The following is a 653-nucleotide window of genomic DNA, read 5'->3' as shown; positions in this document are numbered from 1 at the left end:
GCTCAGGAAGCATCGCGGCCAGATCGAGACGGCGGACGCGCTGCGCGATTTGATGGCAGGCAGCGCCATCCGTGAATCACACCGCGTCGGCGACGAGCGCGTGCAGGACCCGTATTGCCTGCGCTGCCAGCCGCAGGTGATGGGCGCCGCGCTCGATGTGCTGCGCAAGGCGGCCGACACGCTTGAGACCGAGGCCAATGGTGTCACCGACAACCCGCTGATCTTCGCCGAGGACGACACCGCGCTTTCCGGCGGCAATTTCCACGCCGAGCCGGTGGCCTTTGCCGCCGACATGATCGCGCTTGCCGTCTGCGAGATCGGCTCGCTGTCGGAGCGCCGCATCGCCATGCTGGTCGATCCGGCGCTGTCCGGCATGCCGGCCTTCCTGACGCCCAAGCCCGGACTGAATTCCGGCTTCATGATCCCGCAGGTGACGGCGGCGGCGCTGGTTTCCGAAAACAAGCAGAAGGCCTATCCGGCAAGCGTCGATTCGATCCCGACCTCGGCCAACCAGGAAGACCACGTCTCGATGGCCGCGCACGGCGCCCGCCGCTTGCTTGGCATGATCGAGAATGCGACCGCCGTCATCGGCATCGAACTCCTGGCGGCCGCTCAAGGCTGCGATTTCCATGCGCCGCTGGCGTCAAGCGAGG

1 protein-coding gene is annotated in these 653 nt (G+C 66.9%); it reads left to right on the top strand.

Annotated features, from left to right (window positions below; translation table 11 throughout):
- Positions 1-653, top strand: a 653-nt coding sequence (locus tag EN738_RS34835) for an aromatic amino acid lyase (protein ID WP_189606171.1), incomplete at both ends; no start/stop codon positions are given.

The organism is Mesorhizobium sp. M4B.F.Ca.ET.017.02.2.1 (assembly GCF_003998955.1).
In the GTDB taxonomy this organism is placed as follows: Bacteria; Pseudomonadota; Alphaproteobacteria; order Rhizobiales; family Rhizobiaceae; genus Mesorhizobium; species Mesorhizobium abyssinicae.
The sequence above is the reverse complement of the archived record's forward strand: the minus strand, read 5'-3'. Positions and strand labels throughout refer to the sequence as shown.